Source organism: Rhodococcus sp. NPDC059969, from assembly GCF_042738325.1.
Lineage (GTDB): Bacteria > Actinomycetota > Actinomycetes > Mycobacteriales > Mycobacteriaceae > Rhodococcus_F.
The window spans coordinates 113,541-131,066 of the sequence record NZ_JBHWUF010000007.1; the positions used below are offsets into that span (position 1 = coordinate 113,541).

A 17,526-nucleotide genomic window follows, 5' to 3' on the forward strand; every position below is an offset into this window, starting at 1 on the left:
AGGTCAGAGCACAACTACTAATTTGCCACGTGCCGTACCGGCTTCCATCTTGGCATGTGCTCGCGCGATGTCCTCGAACGCGAACACCTCGTCGATCGGTACCACCGCCTCGCCTGACGCCACAGCGGAGAGGAAGTCTTGCAGGACGTCTGCAGTCAGGTCGGACGCGTCCCCACCGTACGAGGTCAATCGCACTCCGCGTGGAATGTAGTCGATCGGATAAAAGTCTTTGACTGTCCACTCGTTGGACAGCATGCCCGTGAAACACACGGTGCCGTGAACGCGGGTCGCGCGCAACGTGTCGGGAAGTGTTGGTGTTCCGACCAATTCGAGGGCCAGATCAACACCGCCCGGAAGGATGTCTCGAACCTGGCCGGCTACAGCACCGTGGTCGACGATAACGTTGTCAAACCCGATCGCGGTCAACGACGATGCTTTGCTCGCATCTCGGGTCGTCGCAAGGACAGTGAGTCCCCACTGCTTCGCCAGGACTGCGGTTGCCATGCCGACTGAGGAGGTTCCTCCCCGGATCAACAGGGATTGACCGGATTTCGCGTCCAGTCCTACCGTTAGCGAGCCGTAGGACGTCTGCAGCATCTCTGGAACAGCTCCCACTGTCGACCAGTCCAGTTCGCTCGAGAAGGGAACGACCTGACTGAGGGGAACGCACGTGTACTCGGCGTATCCGCCGTCGAACGTCCTCCCCATCCCGCCCATCATGGCGGCGACCTGCTGTCCTTCGGCCAACTCCCCGCCGGGGCAGTTCACCACTTCACCGACGGCCTCGATGCCAGGCACCCGCGGGAATGTCACGCCGTCGGCGAGGCCGAGTCGGGTGTGGAGTTCGGATCGATTGAGACCGAAGGCCTTCACCCGGATCAGCACCCACCCGGTGACCGGCACCGGTATCGGAATCTCCTTGATCGTCAACGCTTCTGGCGGACCGGGGGCGTCGAGCACGATTGCCCGCATTGTGGCAGTCATGATTTCTCCTTCGTGGCGGGTGTCAGTCGACGGTTGACCTCGCGGAGCGTGGCCAGTGCGGCGCCGAACCGATCGAGAGCCTCGGGTGTCAGGGCGGAACCGAGACGGCGTTCCAGTTCGTCGTCGAACGTGGCCTTCGCCCGCCCCAACAGTGCATTGCCCTCGGGGGTCAACTCGATGAGTGAGGATCGTTTGTCGGCGGGATTGGATTGTCGACGGCAGTGGCCCGAGGACTCGATCCGATCCACCAACTTGCTGGTGCCGCCGACGGTGATCGCGAGTGCTTCGGCGATGTCGAAGACCCGGCAGGAACCGAGTCTGCCGATGATCTGCATCGGCTCGAATCGGCTCAGCGGCAGGTCGTGCTCGGTTCGGAGTTTCTGGTCGATGGCCGTCCACAATTCGGTTTCGAAGCGGACGAGGTTGTCGAAGTGGCTGCTCAGGTCCGACCTCGTCATAACCAGACCCCGATTCGATATGAATTCCGTGGAATCATTTTTTCACCGTACGCCTGATTCACTATAAATTCCATGGAATCTATTTGCGGGCTTCCGCTTTGTCGGCAGGGCATGGGAACATATGTTCGTGTCGCACGAACCGTTCGAGCAAGAAACGCCAGGTGATCACCCTGGCGCTACTCGTTCTGGCGCTACTCGTTCTGACGGCAGTCGGCCTCCGGGTGACGCAACGATCCTGCACGCGGACCTCGATTCGTTCTACGCATCAGTCGAGCAGCGCGACGACCCGACTCTGGCGGGTAGGCCTGTCATCGTGGGCGGTGGCGTGGTCCTGGTGGCAAGCTACGAGGCCAAGGCCTTCGGGGTTCGAACTGCGATGAGCGGTGGTCAGGCCCGCTCCCTGTGTCCCCAGGCGATAGTCGTTCCTCCACGAATGTCCGCATACTCGCAAGCGAGCAAAGACGTGTTCGACGTCTTTCATGACACGTCGCCGCTGGTCGAGGGAATTTCGATCGACGAAGCGTTCCTCGAGGTCGGGGGATTGGCCCGGATCGTCGGCACGCCATTGCAGATCGGTGCGAACCTCAGGCGTGACGTCGCCGAGCAGGTCGGACTACCGATCACGGTCGGCATCGCCCGCACCAAGTTCCTGGCAAAGGTCGCGAGCGCGTTCGCGAAACCCGACGGATTGCTGCGGGTGCCACCAGAGGGCGAAACCGAATTCCTGCATCCGTTGCCCGTCGAGAAGCTGTGGGGCGTCGGCAAGATCACCGCCCAGAAGTTGCGAAACTTCGACATCGTGACGGTGGGCGACATTGCTCGGCACGACGAATCCTCGATAGTGTCGATTCTCGGGGGCGGCGCCGGCCGGCATCTCTACGCGCTCTCGCACAACCGAGATCCGCGCCCGGTCCGGGCCTATCGCGGCCGTAGTTCGATGGGCGCGCAGCATGCGCTCGGTCGCGGACCCCATCCCCGCACAGAACTCGATGCGTCGTTGATGTCGCTGGTCGACCGTGTCAGTCGACGGATGCGCTCGGCGGAGCGGACGGGGCGCACGGTCACGCTCCGACTCCGCTTCGCCGATTTCACGCGGGCTACTCGATCTCACACGCTGCGCCGGTCCACGGCCGACACAGCGGAACTGCTGAACGCCTCGATGGTGCTGCTGGACGAAGCGATACCGCTGATCGCGGACAAGGGCATCACGTTGATCGGTGTGGCAGTCTCCAACCTGGATCGGGACGGCGCCGAACAACTCGAATTGCCCTTCGACGGTCCAGGATTCGCGGGTCCGGACACTGCCGCCCTCGACTCGGCGATGGATAGCGTCCGGAAGAAGTTCGGCTCCGCAGCCCTCACGAGGGGAGTCCTTCTGGGGCGCGACCCGGATCTGTCGGTGCCGTTGCTTCCGGACTAGGTGAGATTTTCTCGCAGAGTTGCTCCGTCGTACTCGCGACGGAACAACCCACGAGCCTGCAATGCCGGAATCACGTGATCGACAAAATCTTCCAGACCGTGGGGATAGGTCGGTGGCATCAGATTGAAGCCGTCGGCGCCGCGGCCGTTCAACCAGGCTTCCATTTCGTCGGCGATGGATTCGGGTGTTCCGATCATTGTTGCGTGTCCGCCACCGGCAGCCAATGTTCCGAGGAGCTCACGCACTGTCGGTGAATCCTTCTCGACGATCCGCAGAATCGTTGCGTAGCGTCCCTGCGGCCCGGTGAATGCCTCGAGCGGCGGTAGTGGGGGGACAGGACCGTCGAGATCCCAGTTTTCGCAGTTCTGTCCGGTGAACAACGACAGTTGGCGTATCGACTGTTCAGTGGGCAGAAGGCGGTCCAATTCGGCCTTCTTCGCCCGCGCTTCGGCGACCGTGCTGCCGACGTAGGTGACCAGGCCCGGCATGACCGCGACGGCGGCGGAATCCCTGCCGGCGCGTTCGATTCTCGATTTCACGTCCGCGTAGTACTTCTGCGCGCTGGGGAGGTCGTAGGCAACCGAATAGATTGCTTCGGCGCGCCGCGCCGCCAGATCGCGACCCTGCTCGGACGCCCCGGCCTGGAACAACACCGGCCTACCCTGCGGGGATCGCGGAACCGTCAACGGGCCGTCCACCCGAAAATGCTTGCCGTCGTGATTGATTCGAGAAATCTCGCCGGCGTCGGCGAAACGCCCGCCGCGGTCGAGGATCAGAGCGTCTTCCGACCATGAATCCCACAGTGCGAGGGCTACTTCGACAAATTCGTCGGCTCGTTCATATCTGGACGCGTGGTCCGGCATCGCCTCCAGTCCGTGGTTGCGCGCTTCCTGGTCGAACATCGAGGTCACGACGTTCCAGCCGGCCCGGCCGCCGCTGATGTGGTCGAGTGATGCCAACAGCCGCGCCGCGTGAAACGGCGTGTAGAAAGTCGTGGAAATGGTGGTGACGAGACCGATGTTCGTTGTCGCCCGCGCCATGGCAGTCAATGCGGTGATCGGCTCGAGAAACCACGACGCACCCGACTCGGGTTCGCGAACACTGTGACCGTCAGCGAAGAAGACGGCGTCCAGCTTTCCGCGTTCGGCGATCTGGGCGAGCGACTCGTAATACGTGATGTCGCCGAGACTTTCGACCGGTGAGTCGCGATGACGCCATGCCGCACTGTGATGTCCGCACCCGAGCAGGAACGCACCTATCCGTAATTGTGCGCCCATCAGTTCTTGACGAGTCCGCCGTCGACAACCAGGTTCTGGCCGGTCACGGCCCGCGACCAGGGCGAGGCGAAGAACAGTGCGGCGTCGGCGAATTCGTCCGGTGTCGTGACCCGGCGCAGGGGAGTGCTTGCCGCGATCATGTCGAATACCGCTTCTGGCGTCGCGGCACTCGCGTCCGTGGTGCGGAGCAAGCCGCCGGAGACCATGTTGACGGTGATCCCGTCCGGACCGAGGTCCGCGGACAATGTCCGCGTCAGTGCCAGCAGTGCGGCTTTGGCGGCGGTGTAGTCGTGGTACGGAACTACCGGATTCTGGACCAGATTGGTTCCGACAGTGATGATTCGGCCGAACCCGAGTTCTCGCATGCCGGAGAGTGCTGCCTGGGTGGTGTTGAGTGTCCCGGCGACAGCTCCGCGTAGTTGGGAGTCGAAGTCGGCCCAGGTGATCGTGTCCGCGTTCGGCCGGGCGTCACCGTTGAACGAGAAGTCGACAAGTGCATTGTCGACCACGGTCGAGATCGGTGCCTCGAATCGCTCGAGTGCAGCGGCGAACAACTGATCGACGGAGCTGCGGTCCGTCACGTCCGCCTGGACTGCGAAGGTGCGATCCCTGCCCAGTTCGGCGACCAGGGCCTCGGCGGCATCACGGCTCTTGTTGTAGTTCACGATCACCCGGGCGCCTGAGCGGGAGAATGCTCGGCTCAGTGCGGCTCCGAGCCCGCGGGCACCACCGGTGATCAGGACGATCTGCTCGCTGAGTTCGAGAGCGCGCTGAAATTGCTGTTCGGTCATGTCGACATCCCTCCGCCAGTGCTAACTGGTCAGGTTCATCGGGTCTGATCTCAGCCGACTTTTTCGGCACCCCGTGTCGCCGTCCATCAGACCACGAGAGGTGAACCCACCTGAACGCCGGGTGCGTGGTAATTGCCGGCGCGATGAGTTTTCGATCGCCGGGGAGTCGTTATTGGCAAGCGAAGTGGCAACCGGCCGCTCGCCTTCGCCCCGGGAGATTCCGATGACTACCCAGCCTGCCCACCACGACACCCTTTCCGGTGATGCAACACGAACGGCACCTTCGGGGACCGCGCGCAAGGTCGGATACGTCCTGAGTGGTCTGTTCGTACTTTTCATGCTGTTCGACGGCATCATCCACATCCTCAATCTCCAGACGGTCAAGGACGCCTCGGCCGAACTGGGGCTGCCCGACTCTCTTGCCCTGACAGCCGGGGTCGTGCAGTTGATCTGCCTTGCGCTGTACGTGATTCCGCGAACGTCCGTACTCGGCGCGATTCTGCTCACCGGTTACCTGGGTGGCGCTGTGTTGACCAACCTACGAGCTGAACAGCCTCTGGTGAGCACCACATTGTTTGCCGTCTACGCCGGAATCGTGATGTGGGCTGGACTGTATCTCCGAGATGAGAAGGTTCGCGAGATCATTCCACTCCGTCGGGCCTGAAATCAGGCCATCGAAGGGGTTGCGTGGGACGCGGTGTCCCATTATGTTTGACCTCATTCAAGTCCGTCGACTGCAATCGGCGGACTGGCCGTGAGGAGACACCGATGGCTCGGTCAGCGTCGATCGAAGTGGAACTGCCGTACCACGAGGTACTGCAGACTTTGTCCGAGGGCTCCGTGGCCCGCAGTTTTGATCCCTACCTCGACATCGACTGGGATTCACCAGAGTTCGCGATCGATCCACATGATCCGAGATGGGTGCTCTCGTCCGTCTCGGACCCCCTCGGCGCGACGCAGTGGTACCAGGAGCAGTCCCTGCAACGTCGAATCGCGATGGGAATGTGGCGTCAGGCCAACGTGACCAAGGTGGGTTCGGCGTTCGAGAGCATCTTGATCCGGGGAATGCTGCAGTACATCATGGCGCTTCCCAATCAGTCACCCGAGTTCCGGTACTGCCTGCACGAGATGACCGAAGAGTGCAATCACATCCAGATGTTCCAGGAACTCGTCAATCGTATGGACATCGACGTGCCGGGTATGCGTCCGATGTTCCGGCGACTCTCGCCCATCATCGGAGTGCTGGGTGCCAAGTTCCCGGTCATCTTCTTCATCGGCATTCTTGCCGGAGAAGAGCCGATCGACCACTTCCAGAAGGACTTAATCCGCGAAGGTAAGGACACCCCGCCGGCGATGCTCCGCACCATGGAGATTCACATCGCCGAAGAAGCGAGACATATTTCGTTTGCGCACGAGTTCCTGCGCAATCACGTTCCCAGGCTCAGTCGTACCAGTCGGGCAATGACGTCGGTAGCCTTCCCCGGCGCGATGCGTTGGCTCGCAGGCGAAATCATGTCACCGCCCAAGGAATTCGCCGAAGAATTCGGCATTCCCGAAGACGTGATGGCGAGTGCTTTCTGGGGCAGCCCGCATTCCCGCCGAATTCTGGGGAACTACTTCGGTGAAATGCGGTCCCTGGCAGACGAACTCGGTCTCATGAACCCCGTGTCGAAGCGGGCGTGGCGAAGGCTGGGCATCGACGGCGACTACGCACGCTATCGCGGCGAGCCGAAGCGCTCCGACAAAACACGGATCTAGTCAGGCGGCCCGGATCTAGTCAGGCGGCCCGGATCTAGTCAGGTAGCGAGGACTGGCCGTCGGCGGACACCAGTTCAGCGATGAGCGTGGACAATTCGACGTGGGGATCGATCGTGAGCCCGCTCGAGCGGGCAACGCCGTCGAACATGTACCAGGTGTATTTCGCGAGGTCGGCGACGATCTCTGCGCGGCTCGGTTTCGGATCAGTGCTTCGGACCCAGTGAGTGAGCGTGCCCTCGACCATCGTCACCACTGCGAACGGTAGTGAATCGAAGGGCGACGAATCGATCCCCACGGATCGGCCGACTTCGGTGATGGTGGCCAGGGCCGAGTCGGCGATTGTCGCCTTCAGACTGCTGATCGCGTCGATGCTCTCGTCGTCGTAGTCGGTGGGGCCGGTACCCATGAACTCGTGAATACGAGGATGCTCGGTGATCCACTCGGCGACGGCGCTGATGGTGCGAGTCAGGATCTCGTCGAGAGTGCCCACCGAAATGCTCATCGACGCATCCAGGGCAGCGGCAAATTGGCCGAGCACAAACGCTCGGACTCGTCGATCGAGGTCGTCCCGGCCGCTGAATTGCCGGTATACCACCGACTTGGCGAGACCGGCCCGGTCGGCGATCTGCTGAACGGACACCTCGGCACCTGCTGCCCGCTCTTCGATCAGTTCGACAGCGGAGGTGAGTATCCGTTTCTGACGCTCGGAGTTGTGCCGCTCCCACCGAGCTTCGCGACCGGTCAACTCCGCAGTGGCAGGTTGCGCAATTGCGTCGCTCGGCATCGGGTCAGTCTATCCGGACACCACCCGGCTCGGGATCAGGCGCGGCATCGCACATTCTCGTCGGCACAACGTGGGACACTGGTCGAGTGAGGTTGTATCGAGACACGGCGGTGGTGCTGCGCCTGCACAAACTGGGCGAAGCCGACCACATCGTCACGTTGCTCACCCGTCAGTTCGGGTTGGTGCGTGCCGTGGCCAAAGGTGTCCGCCGGACAACCTCCAAATTCGGCGCCAGACTCGAACCGTTTGCTCACATCGACGTACAGCTTCTCCCCGGCAAGAATCTCGACATCATCACCCAGGTGCAGACGGTCGATGCGTTCGCCACCGACATCGTCGACGACTACAGCCGGTACACGACGGCGTGCGCGGTACTCGAAACTGCCGAGCGGTTGGCCGGTGAGGAACGTGCGCCGGCCCCGCAGCTTCAGCGATTGACGGTTGGCGCACTGCGCGCGATCGCCGAGCAGGCACGACCGGTCGAGTTCGTGCTCGACGCGTTCTTGTTGCGAGCCATGGGCTATGCGGGTTGGGCACCTGCCCTCGAAGAGTGTGCGCGCTGCAGCGCTCCTGGACCGCACCGGGCATTTCACGTCGCCGCAGGTGGAGCCGTGTGTACCTATTGCCGCCCGGCGGGTGCTGCGACGCCGTCACCCGGAGTGCTCGACTTGATGGAAGCCCTGCTCCGAGGAGAGTGGGAGGGTACCGATTCGGCGCCCGCGACTCTGCGGACGCAAGCCAGCGGACTGGTCGCGGCACACCTGCAGTGGCATCTCGAGCGCCAATTGCGGACGTTGCCGCTGATCGAGCGTTCAAGGCCGCATGCAGCCGTCGAGGTCGACTTGCCCGTGAGGCAGGATGGAACCCGTGATTCGACGACGCGAACCGCGAACTCCGCTTGATTCTGCTGCTGAACGGGTGATCCGGCCACCGGACCCACATCCGTCCGGGGCGACCCCGCCCATCCTGCAAACCGAACTCATCCCGCGCCACGTCGCGTTGGTGATGGACGGCAACGGTCGGTGGGCTCAAGAGCGCGGTTTGCCGCGAACCGCCGGGCACGAACGCGGCGAAGCTGTCCTGATGGACACGGTGTGCGGTTGCATCGAGATGGGCGTCGAGTGGCTCTCCGCCTACGCCTTCTCCACCGAGAACTGGAAGCGCAGTCCCGACGAAGTTCGATTCCTCATGGGCTTCAACCGTGACGTCATCCGTCGCCGACGCGACGAGATGAACGAAATGGGTGTGCGTGTTCGGTGGGCCGGTCGTAAACCGCGCCTGTGGGCGAGTGTGATCAAGGAACTCGAGATCGCCGAAGAACTGACCAAGAACAACACCGTCATGAACTTGACCATGTGCGTGAATTACGGCGGCCGGGCCGAAATTGCCGATGCGGTAAAGGAAATCGCGAAGCGCGTCGCCGCCGGCGAGATCAATCCGGACAAGATCACCGAGGCGACGGTGGCCAAGTACCTCGACGAGCCCGACATGCCCGACGTCGATCTGTTCCTGCGCCCGTCGGGAGAACAGCGGACGTCCAATTTCTTGATCTGGCAATCCGCCTACGCCGAAATGGTGTACCAGGAGAAGCTGTTTCCCGATTTCGACCGCCGCGACCTCTGGGCCGCGTGCGTCGAATACGCCTCACGCGACCGTAGATTCGGTGGCGTCAAATGACGACAGGGGAGAACATGACCGACACCACCGACGAAGCAGCCCGCCTACAAGAACGCGCGGCCGCCTCGCTGGCGCATTTCGTGACGGTCGATGTGGCTGCCGACGGATCGCTGGGTTTTCAGTACTCGGGCGCGCTGTGTTCGATCCAGGCGATGAATCTGTCCGAGGGTCTGGACGTGCTGTCCATGACGTGTGTTCTCGCGTGGGACCGGCCGGTCAGCGCGGCACTGCATCGCAAGGTGGCCGAGCGGAATCGGACCATCCAATTCGGCTCGATCGCGGTGTTCGGTCACGGAAGTCTGGCGGACGTCATCCTGCGGTACACGTTCCCGGCGGCCGGACTGGACGACGAGGCACTGACCACGATGTTGCTACTCGCGCTCACCGGTGCCGATACCGCCCGGCAGGGTTTGATTCCCTGACGCTCTCAGGAGGCGGCGCAGTCGCGGCAGGTGCCGAAGATCTCCACGGTGTGGCTCACTTCGGTGAAACCGTTGTCCTCGGCGATGGTCTGTGACCACTGCTCGACGGTCGGGCCCTCGACCTCGACGGTGAATCCGCAGTTGCGGCACACCAGGTGATGGTGGTGGCCGGAGGAGCACCGACGGTAAACGGACTCGCCCGTGTCGGTGCGCAGAACGTCGATGGTTCCGGCGTCGGACAGTGCCTGCAGCGTGCGGTAGACGGTGGTCAAGCCGATGCCCTCACCGCGCTTGCGCAGTTCGTCGTGCAGTTCCTGTGCCGACTTGAATTCGTCGATGTCGTCGAGCAAGGCGGAGATGGCGCTGCGCTGCTTCGTGGAACGAACGCCGACGGTGGCCGGTCCACGTTTCGAGGTCGTACTGCCCGGAGTGTTCATGCGGTGGAATCTCATCCTTCTTCGGCGTGGGCGACAGCGTCGACGACGATGTGTGCGAGGTGATCGTCGACGAGTCGATAGAGAACTTCTCGTCCGTTGCGTTCGCCGCGGACGACGCCCGCTGCTTTGAGAACGCGCAGATGCTGGCTGATGAGTGGCTGAGTGACACCGAGAGCGCCGACAAGTTCGTGAACGCAGCGCTCCGACTCGTGCAGTTGGAGCACGATCGCGATCCGTACGGGTGCAGCCAGTGCCCGCAGAATTTCGCCGGCGGCCGCCAAGGTCTCCTTGGGTGGCACGGGCGCGGGAGGTGCGGCTTCGAACGGGTCATGCGTGTGTCCGAGGTCGGAATGATCATGGCTTTTGTGGAGATCGCCGGTATCCGCAATGCTCACAGCGAGGCTCCTTCGAGGGGTAGATCATGATGTCCGGGCATAGCCATCTCACCACATTATTGCAAATCACTTTCATTTTGATATGCACAAGTATGCATGTCAACCTTGGACGGAAGTGCGTGGCAGCCGCCAGATAGGCTGATGGTGCGAAAAGCGCACGAAAATCATGCATCTATTACCCAGATGGAGAGCAATCGAGTGGCACCCAAGTCCAAGATCGAAGCCGTTGTCAATCTCGCCAAGCGGCGAGGCCTGGTCTACCCCTGCGGTGAGATCTACGGCGGTACCAAGTCCGCATGGGACTACGGCCCATTGGGTGTCGAGCTCAAGGAGAACATCAAGCGCCAGTGGTGGCGCAACATGGTCACCAGCCGCGAGGACGTCGTCGGCCTCGACTCGTCGGTGATCCTGCCCCGCGAGGTGTGGGTCGCATCCGGCCACGTCGGTGTCTTCAACGACCCGCTCGTCGAGTGCCTCAACTGTCACAAGCGTCACCGTCAGGATCACCTGCAGGAGGCGTACGCGGAGAAGAAGAAGCTCGACAACCCGGACGACGTCTCGATGGATGTCATCGGTTGCCCCGATTGCGGCACCGTCGGCCAGTGGACCGAGCCGCGCGACTTCAACATGATGCTCAAGACGTACCTCGGCCCTGTCGAGAGCGAAGAGGGCATGCACTACCTTCGCCCCGAGACCGCACAGGGCATCTTCGTCAACTTCGCCAACGTGCTGACCACCTCGCGTAAGAAGCCGCCGTTCGGCATCGGTCAGATCGGCAAGAGCTTCCGTAACGAGATCACCCCGGGCAACTTCATCTTCCGCACCCGCGAGTTCGAGCAGATGGAGATGGAATTCTTCGTCAAGCCGGGCGAGGACGAGCAGTGGCATCAGTACTGGATCGACTACCGCCTGGACTGGTACACCGGCCTCGGTATCAACAAGGACAACCTGCGTCTGTACGAGCATGCGCCGGAAAAGCTTTCGCACTACTCGAAGGGTACGACCGACATCGAGTACCGCTTCCACTTCCAGGGCAGCGAATGGGGCGAGCTCGAGGGCATCGCGAACCGTACCGACTTCGATCTCTCGACGCACTCCAAGCACTCGGGCACCGAGCTGAACTACTACGACCAGACGACGGGCGAGCGCTACACGCCGTACGTCATCGAGCCGGCGGCCGGTCTCACGCGTTCGCTGATGGCCTTCCTGGTCGACGCCTACACCGAGGACGAGGCGCCCAACTCCAAGGGCGGCGTCGACAAGCGCACGGTGCTCCGCCTGGATCGTCGACTCGCTCCGGTGAAGGCTGCCGTTCTGCCGCTCTCGCGTAACGCAGACCTGACGCCCAAGGCAAAAGACCTTGCAGCGCAGCTGCGTCAGAACTGGAACGTCGAGTTCGACGACGCCGGCGCCATCGGTCGTCGTTACCGTCGCCAGGACGAGATCGGCACACCGTTCTGCATCACGGTCGACTTCGACACCCTCGAAGATCAGGCCGTCACGGTTCGTGAGCGTGACTCCATGGCGCAGGAACGCGTCGCCCTCGATCAGGTGGAAAGCTACCTGGCCGCACGGCTGATCGGTTCCTGATTCTCGTTCGAAGCTGACGGGCGGTTCTTCTCAATCGAGAAGGACCGCCCGTTTTCTCTTTCCCCGATGGTCCTTCAGGCGCAGGATCGAAGTTATGAGAAAACTCAGCGTGACCAACAGCGTGACTCTCGACGGTGTCATGCAGGCACCTGGTGGGCCGGACGAAGACCGTCGTGGCGGATTCGAGCACGGAGGGTGGGCGGCACCTTTCAACGATTCCGTCATGGCGCAGAAGATGGGGGAGGGGATGGCGAAGAAATCAGAGTTGCTCTTCGGGCGCAGAACCTACGAGAACTTCGCCTCGTACTGGCCGTTTCAGACCGACAATCCGTTCACCGAGGTTCTCGACAACACGCAGAAATACGTAGCTTCAAGAACTTTGGGTGAACCGCTCCCGTGGAAGAACTCGACCTTGTTGAAAGGTGATGCTGCCGATGCCGTAGCAGCGCTCAAGGAAAACGAGGGCCCGGATCTGGTGATTCTCGGCAGTGGAGACTTGATCACGTCATTGGCCGAGTGTCGCCTCGTCGACACCTACACCCTGCTCATTCATCCGCTGGTTCTCGGAACCGGGCGCAGATTGTTCCCCGACGGCGCTGCGCTCGCTCAGTTCACCCTCGTCGACAGCGTCCCCACGACAACAGGCGTCATCATTGCGACTTATCAGATGAGCTGAACACAGTTGCGTTGAACGCAGTTGAGCTGAACGCAGTTGAGCTGAACGCAGTTGAGCTGACACATCGGGGAACTCGCCGAAATGCCGCAACTGCCAGCGCTGAGTTCTGACTGCTTGCGCACTGGTCGGCGTGACCCAGGGCGGATAGACCCGGATAGCGCGCTTGCCGCCCGAGAAGTTGGTCGACACGATGTCGTGTTCGACGAGGGTCTCGACAGGAAAGACGAAGTGCCCCAGATGTTCTTCGTCGTGCACCTTCACCACGAACAGCATGACGCCGTCGGTGGTGTCGAAGGGGCGGATGGGCCCGGCATCGGAACGGCGCCACAGCGTGACGAATTGGCCCAGTTTGGTAGGCGTCGTCTTGGCGGTTCGATACACGGTCATGAGTCCGTTGACGGTCAGCGTGTGAGCGCCGTACTCGGCGCCCTCAAGCTCGGGAATCGGTGTGGACCAGGTAAATCCGTCGGCATTCATCGGCAACGATGATGGCACGAACCACCGACAGCCTTCGTGTCGAATGCTGTCGGTGGAAGGCCGCTTCAGGCCGAAGGCACCTTGTCGAGGAACCCGAGGACAAGCGTCAGACGCCCGTCGTCGTCGCGTTCGAGTACGTCGAATCCGTCGATCAGTGACTCGGCCCCCGACGGGCCGAGAGCCCAACCGAATCGCGCCTGCCGGTGGTGTGCGTCCACCGGTCCGACGAGAGTGAAGCGCATGCCCGGAAACTGTTGCTGCACAGCGTTGATCATCGCGTCGATCTGTTCGTGTCCGGTGACGTCCGCCAGCGGATCGGTGTAGCGACCGGCTGGTGTAAACAGTTGTTCGATCCGCGCTTTGCGGGCGGTGGTATCGGTTTCGTTCCACATGTCGATGTAGGCATCGGCAATGGCGTCGAAGTCGCTCATGGTAACTCCCTTGATCAGTACCCGGCGTTCTCGCCGGCTGATATCACTGTTGTGCCGAAACTGCTTCGGGTCGATTACCTGTGAGGTCATGTCCTCGGCTACCTCGGGTCGCTACCGTGGGGGAATGACCTTCGAGACGATGGACGTGGGCACAGAACTCAAACGGTGGCGGGAGCGGCGAAGGCTCACTCAGTTGGGTCTCTCGACAACGGCAGGAGTGTCGACCAGACATCTGAGCTTCATCGAAACCGGCCGCTCCAAACCCAGTCGGGACATGATTCTTCACCTATCTGATTGCCTGGATGTTCCTCTACGGCAACAGAACACGCTTCTACTGGCATGTGGTCACGCGCCGGAGTACTCGCAGAAGTCGTTGGTGGAAGCGCCGATGTCAGCAGTGAGTGAGGCCATCGATCGCATCATGGACGCGCATGACCCGTATCCGGCGGTGGTGATCGATCAGCAGTGGGAGATGGTAGCCGGGAACCAGGCCGTGGGAATTTTGACCGAGGGCGCCGCTGCGTTCCTTCTGGAACCACCGGTGAACGTCTTGCGGTTGAGTTTGCATCCCGAGGGAATGGCGCCGCGGATCGTCAACCTCGCGCAGTGGCGGACGCACCTGCTAGCCAGGCTGGCGCGGGAAGTGGAGGTGAGTGCCGATGCGCAGTTGGCGTCGTTGCTCGACGAGCTGCGCGGCTATCCGAGGGGAGGGGACTGGCACGACGACCGCGCAAATTCCCTGCTGGTTCCGTTGCGTGTACGCGCCGGCGATACCGAACTGGCGATGTTCAGCACCACCACAGTGTTCGGTACGCCGCGCGACGTCACGCTCGCAGAGATTGCGATCGAATCGTTCTACCCGTCGGACAAGCAGACGGCCGACTACTTTCGATCGGCCGCCGAGGTCACAGAGACTTCTTGCCGAACTTGAGCTTCCACGGCACCAGAGCAGACTCCAACTGAACCGAGAGACTCATCTTGGAGACGCCTTCGGTGCGCTCCTCGAAGCGGATGGGCGTTTCGGCGATCTTCATGCCGCGCTGAACAACTCGGTAGTTCATCTCGACCTGGAACGCGTAGCCGTTGCTCTGCACCGATTCGACGTCGATGTCGCGCAAGGTCTTTGCATGCCACGCCTTGAAGCCGGCGGTCGCATCCTTGACGTGAAGTCGCAAAATGGCGTTGACGTAGAAGTTCGCCCAGGCTGACAGTGCCTTGCGATGCCACGGCCAGTCGCCGGCGACTGCGCCGCCTTCGACGTAACGGGAGCCGAGAACGACTGCCGCATCGGTGGTGGTGAGGATCTCGATCATGGCGGGGATCGCTTCGGACGGGTGCGAGAGATCTGCGTCCATCTGAATGACGATGTCTGCGTTCTCCGCCAGAGCCCGGCTCATGCCCGCGACGTAAGCACGGCCCAGACCGTCCTTGACCGTGCGGTGCAGTACTCCCACCGGGATGGGGCCGTCGATACCCAACTTGTCGGCAACCTCGCCCGTACCGTCGGGGGAGTTGTCATCCACCACGAGGACGTGCAGGTTCGGGATCTTCAACGCGGCGAGGCGATCGACGAGCTTTGGCAGGTTCTCACGCTCGTTGTATGTAGGTACAACGACGGTTATCTGCGGGGCGACGCTTTCCATAACACCTTCGTATGATCTGTGATCCCGACTTGCCGGATGAAGCGTACGACGAGTGCGGTCGTGAACAAAGTACGGATTTTACTACCTCGACGGGATCCGTCAGAACCGGCCGCCGCCGCCTCGGCTCGTTCGGCCACCGCCGCCGCCGCCGAAACCACCGCCGCCGCCCCCGCGTCCGGAGCGCCCGCTGCTGCTCGGCCCGCCGTACGAGCGGGGTCCTCCGCCGCCTCGCAGAATGCTGTTGATCAGGATCCCACCGAGAATCGCTCCGGTCGCATCGCCGCCCCCACTGCGGGGTCGCTGGTTTGCTTCCCAGGTATTGACGTCGTTCTGCGCGGCGCGAAGTGAGTGCGTCGCCAAGGTGGTCGCTGCCTGGGCGTGTTGGAGTGCCTTCGATGGATCCGAAGTCTGCAATTGTTGGGCGGCTTGCAGGTGCCGCTGAGCCTCCGCGTAGCGAGTGCGGGCCTCGGCCCCGATCGCGCCGCGTCTGGTTCCTAGGAAGTCACCGGCAGCGGTCACCTGGGCCTGTGCGGCCAGAATGTCCTGGGCGAGGCGCTGCTGTGCCCGTTCGAGCTGCTGCTTCTGCTCCTGAGCGTCAGCAAGCAGCGCGTCGAGTTGGGCGTCGGCCGCGACGATCTGGTTGAACGCCGTCAGTGGATCGCTGTCCTTGGACGTCTGGGCATTGGCCAACGCTGACTGGGCCGCCGCCTTCGCGTCCGCCAATTTCTGCCCGCCCTGCGCCAGGTAAGCGTCCGCAGCGGTGATGCCCTGCTGGACGTCCTCCATCGCGGACGGAAGTGTCGCGATGGCGTTTCGGATGTCGTCGGCGGCGTGATCGACGCCGTCGAGTAGCTTGCGGGCCTGCTCGAGAGCTGCTTCGGCCGTCCGAATTGCGGTGACGGCGGCGCCTTGCTTGCCGGCCGGCAGCGCCGTGGCGTCTCGACCTTCTTCGATCGACTTCTCGGCGAGCGTCAAGCGTTCGCTCGCCATCGTGACGTTGTTCACCACCGACGCCAGCGTCGGCGCGGGGAACTGATCCTTCAGTTTGGTCAGAATCGCCTCGGATTCAGGCAAGCGCACGCTGAGAGCAACAACACTCTGCGTCAGAGCGTCGAGGCGTGCCGGGGCGTTGATGAGAAGGTCGCGAAGCCCGTCGAATTCGTCGACGCGAGCTTCGAGTTCTTGGTCGGCTCGACCGCACGAGGAGATGATGTCGATCAGCATCTGACGGCGTTGGTCGGGAGTTTCCGGGATGGCGTCGTCGAGCCGCTGCCTGATCGCGAAGGCTTCGGCGAGGGTGGCCTTGGCCTTGTCGAAAGCCGCGGAGAAGGGCGCAACAGCGGAATCTCCGAACTCGCTGCGGGCCAGATCCAGCTCTTCCTGGCTGCCGGCGATCGCGTTGTCCGTCTCGACGAGGATTTCCTTCGCGCGTTCGTCGAGTGTGGGCAGCGGGAGTGCGTTGAGGCTGGCGAGGTCGTCGGGGGCGATGTTCTTCGCGGCCTCCACGCTTGCCTTGTTCTTGTCGTTCTTCCGCTTGCGTGAGTACAGGACCACACCGCCCGTTCCGACCACCACAGCGCCACCCGCGATGAGGAGTGTTCCGACTCCCATTCCGCCGCTCGTGTTGTTCGCGTCGCCGAGTGCGCCGGCTGCTGCAATAGCTGCGCCGGTCCAATCATCCTCGGCGAGAGCCGGTTCCACCGCGTCCGAATTGATCGACTCGATGTCGGAATCGGTGATGTTGCTGAGTTCAGCTGGAACGTCGAGGTAGTAGGCGCGCTCTGCCGTGGCAACTGCAAGCAGGACGGACTTGGTACCGAGCGTCGACTTGGTGGCCGTCTGCTGCGCCCATGCCTGGCCACCGAGGTTGTTGAAGTCGGGGACGAATGCGACCCACAGGTCGATCTGGTGGTCCTCGCTGAGTTGATCGATCGCGGCTTGGATGTCGCTGCGTTGACCGGCGTCGAGAACCCCGGAGGTGTCGGTGATGTGATTCGGCAACACCATCGGTGCGTCCGCCGAGGCGAGCGCGGGGCTGAAGACGAGCGCCAACAAAGCGAAAATCGCGGCGACGGCGGCGGCGCTTCCCCGGCGCCGAACGGGTCGGGTGGTTGTCCGACTCTGCTCTACAGAGGACAACTGCGCGAAGTGTGGTGCGAGGGCCATGACGCAAATCTATCCGTTGTGGCGCGTCGGCATCGGAGGAGATCGCTGCGAACTGGCAGAATTGCGGGAGTGAAACCTGCTTTCGGTAACCGCCCCCACGATCCATCACCCTCACGGGCGGGCGGCTTCGGTGCAGGATT

19 protein-coding genes, 1 pseudogene and 1 riboswitch are annotated in these 17,526 nt (G+C 62.4%); of the genes and pseudogenes, 9 read left to right on the plus strand and 11 right to left on the minus strand.

Annotated features, from left to right (window positions below):
- Positions 1-3 precede the first annotated feature (3 nt).
- Positions 4-984: a zinc-binding alcohol dehydrogenase family protein gene (locus ACFWAD_RS19760; RefSeq protein ID WP_378546837.1), complete on the minus strand. Its 981-nt coding sequence runs from the start codon at positions 982-984 to the stop codon at positions 4-6.
- On the minus strand, positions 981-1,442 hold the full coding sequence (locus ACFWAD_RS19765; protein ID WP_378546840.1) for a MarR family winged helix-turn-helix transcriptional regulator: 462 nt from the start codon (positions 1,440-1,442) through the stop codon (positions 981-983). The genes ACFWAD_RS19760 and ACFWAD_RS19765 overlap by 4 nt, the downstream gene beginning before the upstream one ends.
- A gap of 121 nt (positions 1,443-1,563) precedes the next feature.
- Here ACFWAD_RS19765 and dinB point away from each other — a divergent pair, with 121 nt between their 5' ends.
- Positions 1,564-2,862: a DNA polymerase IV gene (dinB, locus tag ACFWAD_RS19770; RefSeq protein ID WP_378546843.1), complete on the plus strand. Its 1,299-nt coding sequence runs from the start codon at positions 1,564-1,566 to the stop codon at positions 2,860-2,862.
- On the opposite strand, the gene ACFWAD_RS19775 is transcribed toward dinB, so the two are convergent.
- Together ACFWAD_RS19775 and ACFWAD_RS19780 are read right to left on the minus strand one after the other, a co-directional pair.
- Complete coding sequence (locus tag ACFWAD_RS19775) at positions 2,859-4,139, minus strand: LLM class flavin-dependent oxidoreductase (protein ID WP_378546846.1); 1,281 nt, start codon at positions 4,137-4,139, stop codon at positions 2,859-2,861. The genes dinB and ACFWAD_RS19775 overlap by 4 nt on opposite strands.
- Complete coding sequence (locus ACFWAD_RS19780; protein ID WP_378546849.1) at positions 4,139-4,930, minus strand: 3-oxoacyl-ACP reductase; 792 nt, start codon at positions 4,928-4,930, stop codon at positions 4,139-4,141. Before ACFWAD_RS19780 ends, ACFWAD_RS19775 begins: the two co-directional genes overlap by 1 nt.
- Positions 4,921-5,014: riboswitch (TPP riboswitch) on the minus strand. (Overlaps the previous gene by 10 nt.)
- 139 nt (positions 5,015-5,153) lie before the next feature.
- On the opposite strand from ACFWAD_RS19780, the gene ACFWAD_RS19785 reads away from it, so the two are divergent.
- Both ACFWAD_RS19785 and ACFWAD_RS19790 read left to right on the plus strand, forming a co-directional pair.
- Positions 5,154-5,594, plus strand: a complete 441-nt coding sequence (locus ACFWAD_RS19785; protein WP_378447906.1) for a DoxX family protein — start codon at positions 5,154-5,156, stop codon at positions 5,592-5,594.
- Positions 5,595-5,698: 104 nt separating this feature from the next.
- Positions 5,699-6,688, plus strand: coding sequence for a diiron oxygenase (locus tag ACFWAD_RS19790; protein WP_378546852.1), 990 nt, complete (start codon positions 5,699-5,701; stop codon positions 6,686-6,688).
- Between the two features lie 34 nt (positions 6,689-6,722).
- Here the strand turns inward: ACFWAD_RS19790 and ACFWAD_RS19795 are convergent, their stop codons facing one another.
- Positions 6,723-7,472, minus strand: coding sequence for a TetR/AcrR family transcriptional regulator (locus ACFWAD_RS19795; RefSeq protein ID WP_378546855.1), 750 nt, complete (start codon positions 7,470-7,472; stop codon positions 6,723-6,725).
- An 86-nt stretch (positions 7,473-7,558) separates the two neighbouring features.
- Here ACFWAD_RS19795 and recO point away from each other — a divergent pair, with 86 nt between their 5' ends.
- From recO to ACFWAD_RS19810, 3 genes are read left to right on the plus strand one after another with little or no spacing between them, the layout of a single operon-like run.
- Positions 7,559-8,374, plus strand: coding sequence for a DNA repair protein RecO (gene recO / locus ACFWAD_RS19800; RefSeq protein ID WP_029255636.1), 816 nt, complete (start codon positions 7,559-7,561; stop codon positions 8,372-8,374).
- Positions 8,331-9,149 carry an isoprenyl transferase gene (locus tag ACFWAD_RS19805; protein WP_378447908.1) on the plus strand — a complete coding sequence of 273 codons (819 nt, stop codon included), beginning with the start codon at positions 8,331-8,333 and terminating at the stop codon, positions 9,147-9,149. Before recO ends, ACFWAD_RS19805 begins: the two co-directional genes overlap by 44 nt.
- A 14-nt stretch (positions 9,150-9,163) precedes the next feature.
- Positions 9,164-9,571, plus strand: coding sequence for a YbjN domain-containing protein (locus ACFWAD_RS19810; RefSeq protein ID WP_007731100.1), 408 nt, complete (start codon positions 9,164-9,166; stop codon positions 9,569-9,571).
- Between the two features lie 5 nt (positions 9,572-9,576).
- Here the strand turns inward: ACFWAD_RS19810 and ACFWAD_RS19815 are convergent, their stop codons facing one another.
- Positions 9,577-10,008, minus strand: coding sequence for a Fur family transcriptional regulator (locus ACFWAD_RS19815; RefSeq protein WP_020908177.1), 432 nt, complete (start codon positions 10,006-10,008; stop codon positions 9,577-9,579).
- Positions 10,009-10,019: 11 nt separating this feature from the next.
- A complete protein-coding gene (locus tag ACFWAD_RS19820; protein ID WP_003944457.1) occupies positions 10,020-10,403 on the minus strand; it encodes a metalloregulator ArsR/SmtB family transcription factor in 384 nt (127 codons plus the stop codon).
- 198 nt (positions 10,404-10,601) lie between these two features.
- On the opposite strand from ACFWAD_RS19820, the gene ACFWAD_RS19825 reads away from it, so the two are divergent.
- Positions 10,602-11,993 (plus strand): glycine--tRNA ligase, encoded by a 1,392-nt coding sequence (locus ACFWAD_RS19825; RefSeq protein WP_003944491.1) that lies wholly within the window; start codon positions 10,602-10,604, stop codon positions 11,991-11,993.
- A 94-nt stretch (positions 11,994-12,087) separates the two neighbouring features.
- Positions 12,088-12,669 carry a dihydrofolate reductase family protein gene (locus ACFWAD_RS19830; protein WP_378546859.1) on the plus strand — a complete coding sequence of 194 codons (582 nt, stop codon included), beginning with the start codon at positions 12,088-12,090 and terminating at the stop codon, positions 12,667-12,669.
- A gap of 135 nt (positions 12,670-12,804) precedes the next feature.
- Here ACFWAD_RS19830 and ACFWAD_RS19835 read toward each other — a convergent pair.
- Positions 12,805-13,146: pseudogene (locus ACFWAD_RS19835) on the minus strand (MepB family protein); the annotation flags it as partial.
- Between the two features lie 65 nt (positions 13,147-13,211).
- On the minus strand, positions 13,212-13,577 hold the full coding sequence (locus ACFWAD_RS19840) for a nuclear transport factor 2 family protein (protein WP_378447910.1): 366 nt from the start codon (positions 13,575-13,577) through the stop codon (positions 13,212-13,214).
- 124 nt (positions 13,578-13,701) lie between these two features.
- On the opposite strand from ACFWAD_RS19840, the gene ACFWAD_RS19845 reads away from it, so the two are divergent.
- Complete coding sequence (locus ACFWAD_RS19845; protein WP_378546862.1) at positions 13,702-14,508, plus strand: helix-turn-helix domain-containing protein; 807 nt, start codon at positions 13,702-13,704, stop codon at positions 14,506-14,508.
- On the opposite strand, the gene ACFWAD_RS19850 is transcribed toward ACFWAD_RS19845, so the two are convergent.
- Together ACFWAD_RS19850 and ACFWAD_RS19855 are read right to left on the minus strand one after the other, a co-directional pair.
- Positions 14,483-15,220: a polyprenol monophosphomannose synthase gene (locus tag ACFWAD_RS19850; RefSeq protein WP_003944487.1), complete on the minus strand. Its 738-nt coding sequence runs from the start codon at positions 15,218-15,220 to the stop codon at positions 14,483-14,485. The genes ACFWAD_RS19845 and ACFWAD_RS19850 overlap by 26 nt on opposite strands.
- A 99-nt stretch (positions 15,221-15,319) precedes the next feature.
- The gene (locus ACFWAD_RS19855; RefSeq protein ID WP_378546865.1) at positions 15,320-17,386 is read right to left on the minus strand and encodes a TPM domain-containing protein; all 2,067 of its coding nucleotides are present in this window, start codon (positions 17,384-17,386) and stop codon (positions 15,320-15,322) included.
- Positions 17,387-17,526: the final 140 nt, after the last annotated feature.

Coding starts and splice junctions, on each gene's coding strand:
- ACFWAD_RS19760 (WP_378546837.1), bottom strand. CDS start 984: ATGACTGCCACAATGCGGGCAATCGTGCTCGACGCCCCCGGTCCGCCA.
- ACFWAD_RS19765 (WP_378546840.1), bottom strand. CDS start 1,442: ATGACGAGGTCGGACCTGAGCAGCCACTTCGACAACCTCGTCCGCTTC.
- dinB (WP_378546843.1), top strand. CDS start 1,564: ATGTTCGTGTCGCACGAACCGTTCGAGCAAGAAACGCCAGGTGATCAC.
- ACFWAD_RS19775 (WP_378546846.1), bottom strand. CDS start 4,139: ATGGGCGCACAATTACGGATAGGTGCGTTCCTGCTCGGGTGCGGACAT.
- ACFWAD_RS19780 (WP_378546849.1), bottom strand. CDS start 4,930: ATGACCGAACAGCAATTTCAGCGCGCTCTCGAACTCAGCGAGCAGATC.
- ACFWAD_RS19785 (WP_378447906.1), top strand. CDS start 5,154: ATGACTACCCAGCCTGCCCACCACGACACCCTTTCCGGTGATGCAACA.
- ACFWAD_RS19790 (WP_378546852.1), top strand. CDS start 5,699: ATGGCTCGGTCAGCGTCGATCGAAGTGGAACTGCCGTACCACGAGGTA.
- ACFWAD_RS19795 (WP_378546855.1), bottom strand. CDS start 7,472: ATGCCGAGCGACGCAATTGCGCAACCTGCCACTGCGGAGTTGACCGGT.
- ACFWAD_RS19805 (WP_378447908.1), top strand. CDS start 8,331: ATGGAACCCGTGATTCGACGACGCGAACCGCGAACTCCGCTTGATTCT.
- ACFWAD_RS19810 (WP_007731100.1), top strand. CDS start 9,164: ATGACCGACACCACCGACGAAGCAGCCCGCCTACAAGAACGCGCGGCC.
- ACFWAD_RS19815 (WP_020908177.1), bottom strand. CDS start 10,008: ATGAACACTCCGGGCAGTACGACCTCGAAACGTGGACCGGCCACCGTC.
- ACFWAD_RS19830 (WP_378546859.1), top strand. CDS start 12,088: ATGAGAAAACTCAGCGTGACCAACAGCGTGACTCTCGACGGTGTCATG.
- ACFWAD_RS19840 (WP_378447910.1), bottom strand. CDS start 13,577: ATGAGCGACTTCGACGCCATTGCCGATGCCTACATCGACATGTGGAAC.
- ACFWAD_RS19845 (WP_378546862.1), top strand. CDS start 13,702: ATGACCTTCGAGACGATGGACGTGGGCACAGAACTCAAACGGTGGCGG.
- ACFWAD_RS19850 (WP_003944487.1), bottom strand. CDS start 15,220: ATGGAAAGCGTCGCCCCGCAGATAACCGTCGTTGTACCTACATACAAC.
- ACFWAD_RS19855 (WP_378546865.1), bottom strand. CDS start 17,386: ATGGCCCTCGCACCACACTTCGCGCAGTTGTCCTCTGTAGAGCAGAGT.